Below are 4,990 nucleotides of genomic sequence, written 5' to 3'. Positions count from 1 at the left end.
TCCTGGTTCATTCTTTATTTTCTTTTGGGATTTCACCGATTATTTGATGATCTCACCGATTTTTTCCTTTCCTAACCTCTAATCTCCAATCACTAACCACTACCGCAGCTTCAACGTTATCACCGTCACTATCGCCAGCAGGATACAAATGATCCAGAAGCGGGTAACGATCTTGGCTTCGTGGAAACCTTTTTTCTGATAGTGATGGTGAAGCGGAGCCATTAAAAACACCCTTCTCCCTTCGCCGAATTTCTTTTTGGTGTACTTAAACCACGATACCTGTATGATCACTGAAAAATTCTCTACCAGGAAAACACCGCATAATAATGGCAGCATCAGTTCCTTGCGGATCATGATAGCGAACACAGCTATGATACCGCCTATAGCTAAACTACCGGTATCGCCCATAAACACTTGTGCCGGGTATGAGTTATACCATAGAAAGCCTACACACGCCCCTACGAAAGCACCGGCGAAAACCACCAGTTCGCCCGAATTAGGGATGTACATGATATTCAGGTAATCGGCAATAACCGTGTTACCCGATACATAAGCCAGTATAGCCAGGGTTATACCGATGATGGCCGATGTACCCGTCGCCAAACCGTCTATCCCATCGGTAATATTAGCTCCGTTTGATATGAACGTGATGATAAGGATCACAAAAAACAGGAACACTACCAAGGCGTATTGCTCATAACCAGACCCTAAAAACTTCAATACCTTGGCATAATCAAACTCATTGTTTTTATAAAAAGGCATGGTTGTTTTAGTAGAGTGCACATCCTGGGTATAAACAGGAACATTACGCTTCATATGAAACTCAACCGGGGCATCATCTTTCACCGGCAAAACCACTTCCTGACGGATAATGATATTGCTATTGAAATACATTGTCCACCCGACGATAAGCGACAACCCTACCTGACCGATAATCTTGAACCGGCCTGCCAAACCCTCCTTATTCTTTTTAAATACTTTGATATAATCATCTAAAAAGCCGATAGCACCCAGCCAAACGGTGGTTACGATCATCAGGATCACGTACACATTATCCAACTTGGCAAACAATAGCGTTGGCACCAGGATACCTAACAAAATAATGATGCCACCCATTGTAGGTGTACCTGACTTTTGCATCTGCCCTTCTAATCCCAAATTCCTTACGGTTTCGCCTACCTGTTTAAAGCGTAGGTAATCAATTAACCGGCGACCATAAACCGTAGTGATCAGCAACGATGTAATTACAGCCATTGCCGTCCGGAAAGTGATGTATTGAAACACCCCCGTTCCTGGTATGCTATAATTTTTGCTTAAATAGTTAAACAGGTAATACAACATTGCTTTATCGATGTGCAGATTTGCAGATTTCAGATGTGCAGATGATTGATTTGCTCATCTTAGATCTTGCAGATTTGCGAGTTATTTTTAATGCTTTAATTTTATCTACTCTCTATTAATTGGTTTAGGATTACACCAAATCTTTGAACCGGTTTTCCAGTTCTTCCATATCGTCGAAGTGATTTTTCACTCCGTTTATCTCCTGGTATTTTTCGTGACCTTTGCCTGCTACCAGGATAATATCACCGGGATTAGCCAGCATACAGGCAGTTTTAATAGCCTCGTGCCTGTCGACGATGCTTACCGTATGCCTTTTAAAGGCCGGATCAACACCTTCTTCCATTTCTTTAATGATCTGCGCCGGATCTTCGGTACGCGGATTATCAGAGGTCAGGATCACTTTATCGCTCCATTCGCAAGCGGTTTTAGCCATGATAGGACGCTTGGTTTTGTCTCTGTCGCCACCACAACCAATTACTGTGATCACCTTTTCGTTACCCTTGCGGATATCATGGATGGTGCTCAACACGTTCTGCACAGCATCCGGTGTGTGGGCATAGTCAACTATACCTACAACTTTATTAGGCGCAGTTATGTATTCAAAGCGGCCTTCGGCACCAGTCAGTTTACTTAGGCTGGTAAGCACTTTGGCTTTATCCTGCTCAAGTAGCATCGCAGTGGCGTATACTCCCAATAGATTGTAAGCGTTGAATGTACCCACCATTTTAAACCATACTTCCTCGCCATCAATTTGCAGTAACAAACCGCTAAACTGATTTTCAAGGATGCGGGCTTTATAATCGGCCATGGTTTTAAGGCCATAGCTTTTTTTATGTGCCGCTGTATTCTGCAGCATTACATTCCCGTTTTTATCGTCACTATTAGTAAGCGCGAATGCATCTTTTGGCAAGCCGTCAAAAAATGCCTTCTTAGCATTTAAATACCTCAAAAAGGTTTTATGATAATCTAAGTGATCGTGCGTTAAATTGGTAAATACACCACCGGCAAACACCAGGCGCTCAATCCGCCTTTGTGAAATAGCATGCGAGCTCACCTCCATAAAACAATAATCACAACCACTATCCAGCATTTCGGCAAGCAAGCTGTTCAGTTCAACCGGATCGGGCGTTGTATGGGTTGATGGGATCACCTTGCCATTGATCTGGTTTTCAACTGTCGACAACAAGCCACATTTATAACCCAGATCGCGGAATAACTGGTAAAGCAGCGTTGCAATAGTTGTTTTACCGTTAGTACCTGTTACACCAACCAGTTTTAATTTAGCCGATGGATTATCATAAAAATTAGCAGCTACAATACCAAGCGCCACGGCGGAATCGGCTACCATCAGGAAATCTACCTCGCCGGTGGTATGGGCAGGCAGGTCTTCACAAATTACTGCTACAGCACCTTTTTTAATGGCCTGGTCAATATAATCGTGTCCGTCAACAAGAGTACCCTTTACAGCAACAAACATCGATCCAGGGATTACCGCCCTCGAATCAAAAGCAATTGCCGTTATCTCTACATCGGCGCTTCCCTGCAACTCAGTGAAGGCCAGTCCATCAATTATATCGCTTAAATACCTCATTGCAGTTCAATTAAAATTCGTGATCCTTTTGGTATTGCACTTCCACCGGTAACCGATTGATTGGTAACTATGCCGCTTCCGCGTACAGTTACCTTATAACCGGCGTTACCCATAACATATAACGCATCGCTAAGCCCCATGCCTGTTACCGCCGGCACGGTACCATTTTTATATTTCACTTCTTCAAACGAGATCCCGTTGCTGGTATCAACCGTACTATTGGCCGATGCATACAAAGGTTTAACACCCAGTTTTGAATAAACTTTTTTCAAGGCCTTCATATTGCCCTGTTTTACCTGCGGCATTACCGTATTACCTACGTAATGCGTCTGCGAGCTTTGGTTAATATCCAGATCATTGGCATAAACCCTGTCCGCTACTTCCCTGAACACCGGACCGGCAACCTTTGCCGCCAAATAATCGCCCTGGGTTGGGTTGTTAACCACTACGATCATCGAATATTTAGGATGATCGGCAGGGAAATAACCGCAAAACGAGGCCTGATATTTCTTGTCCTTATAACCTTTTGTTCCGTTTGCCACCTGCGCTGTACCGGTTTTACCGGCTACGCTGTAAAGCTTGTTTTTAATAACGTTTTTACCGGTACCGTTCATTACAACACCTTCCAACATTCCACGCACTTTGCCTAAAGTTGCTTCAGAACATACCTGCTCGGTAATTACCCTTGCCTGAAACTGCTCGATAGGATTACCCAGCCTGCGGATCTCGCGAACCAGCAGCGGGGCTATCATTTTGCCGTTGTTAGCAACCGAGTTATAAAAAGCCAGCATTTGCAGCGGCGTAATGTTCATTTCGTAACCATAAGCCATCTCGGGCAAACTGTAATTTTTGTTCCAGCTGCGGTTTGATGGATTCTTGATCACCGGCCTTCCTTCACCCTGTATTTGCAATTGTAGCTTTTCGTTCAAGTGGTAGCTGTACAGCTTATTGATGTACTGCCATGGATTGTTATGATAAAACTGGTCAACAAGCCTGGCCGCTGCCACGTTTGATGATTCTTCAAAAGCACGTTTAACCGACATTTCATAGTTATCATGCTCGGTATCAGTAATAGTTGGCCCTTTCGGGAATTTATACCTGCCACCTTCGGCATTAACCATGGTGCTGGTATCAATTTTATGCTGATCGAGCATAGTCATGTATGATGCCAGTTTAAAGGTCGATCCCGGATCGATAGCATTACTGATAGCATAGTTCATCTGCTCTTTATAATCGCCATCCTTAGTGCGGGTATAATTAGCAATCGCTCTGATCTCACCGGTAGATACCTCCATAAGCACAACGCAGCCATGATCGGCCGCGCTTTTTACCAGTTGTTTTTTCAACGCATCCTGCGCTACATCCTGAAAGTTTACGTTGATGGTTGAAATAATATCAGCGCCATCTTTAGGTGCTATCTCATCATCATCGTCAACAGGCATCCAGATACCGCCCGGAATACGTTGCATTAAGCGCCTGCCACTTTCACCATTAATGTATGATGAATAAGCACCTTCCAAACCTACCGGGTTCTTCACGTTTTCGTTTTTGTAACCGATAGTACGCGCCGCCAGCGACTGGAACGGCAGGATCCTCCTGTTTTTTTGAATAACGATCAAGCCGCCTTTGTACTTGCCCATGTTAAACACAGGAAACTGGCGGATTTTTTTTAAATCCTGGTACGATACCTTACGCCTGATCAGCACATAACGTGAACTATCCTTGCGGGCCTCGCGCAACACGCGCGAATAATCCCTGGCCGACCTGTCACCAAACATACCCGACAGCTTTGCAGCCAGCAGGTCGATATTATTATTGAATGCCGTATCGGAGGCGATACCACCGGCCAGCATATCCATATGCAGCTCATACTCAGGCACCGAAGTAGCCAGCAACCTTCCGTCAACAGAAAAAATATTCCCCCTTGCGGCTTCAACAGTTTGGTATTGCGCCGAAAGATCGGCAGCCATAGCTTTCCATTTATCGCCCTGAACAAATTGCAGGCGGCAAAGCTGCACGGTAACAGCAATTGCCAAAAGCAACACAAGCCCGAAAGCT

General features: G+C 44.5%; 3 protein-coding genes. All 3 read right to left on the bottom strand.

Annotated elements, in window-relative coordinates; genetic code table 11:
• Window positions 1-99 precede the first annotated feature (99 nt).
• A complete protein-coding gene (gene mraY, locus VF500_RS06860; protein ID WP_330858954.1) occupies window positions 100-1,341 on the bottom strand; it encodes a phospho-N-acetylmuramoyl-pentapeptide-transferase in 1,242 nt (413 codons plus the stop codon).
• A 130-nt stretch (window positions 1,342-1,471) separates the two neighbouring features.
• Window positions 1,472-2,932: a UDP-N-acetylmuramoyl-L-alanyl-D-glutamate--2,6-diaminopimelate ligase gene (locus VF500_RS06855; RefSeq protein ID WP_330858953.1), complete on the bottom strand. Its 1,461-nt coding sequence runs from the start codon at window positions 2,930-2,932 to the stop codon at window positions 1,472-1,474.
• On the bottom strand, window positions 2,929-4,990 hold a 2,062-nt coding region (locus VF500_RS06850; protein WP_330858952.1), incomplete at its 5' end, for a penicillin-binding protein. The genes VF500_RS06855 and VF500_RS06850, both read right to left, overlap by 4 nt.

The organism is Mucilaginibacter sp. (genome assembly GCF_036383575.1).
Lineage (GTDB): Bacteria > Bacteroidota > Bacteroidia > Sphingobacteriales > Sphingobacteriaceae > Mucilaginibacter.
Note: the sequence above shows the minus strand (reverse complement) of the source record. Positions and strands in the feature narration are given on the sequence as shown.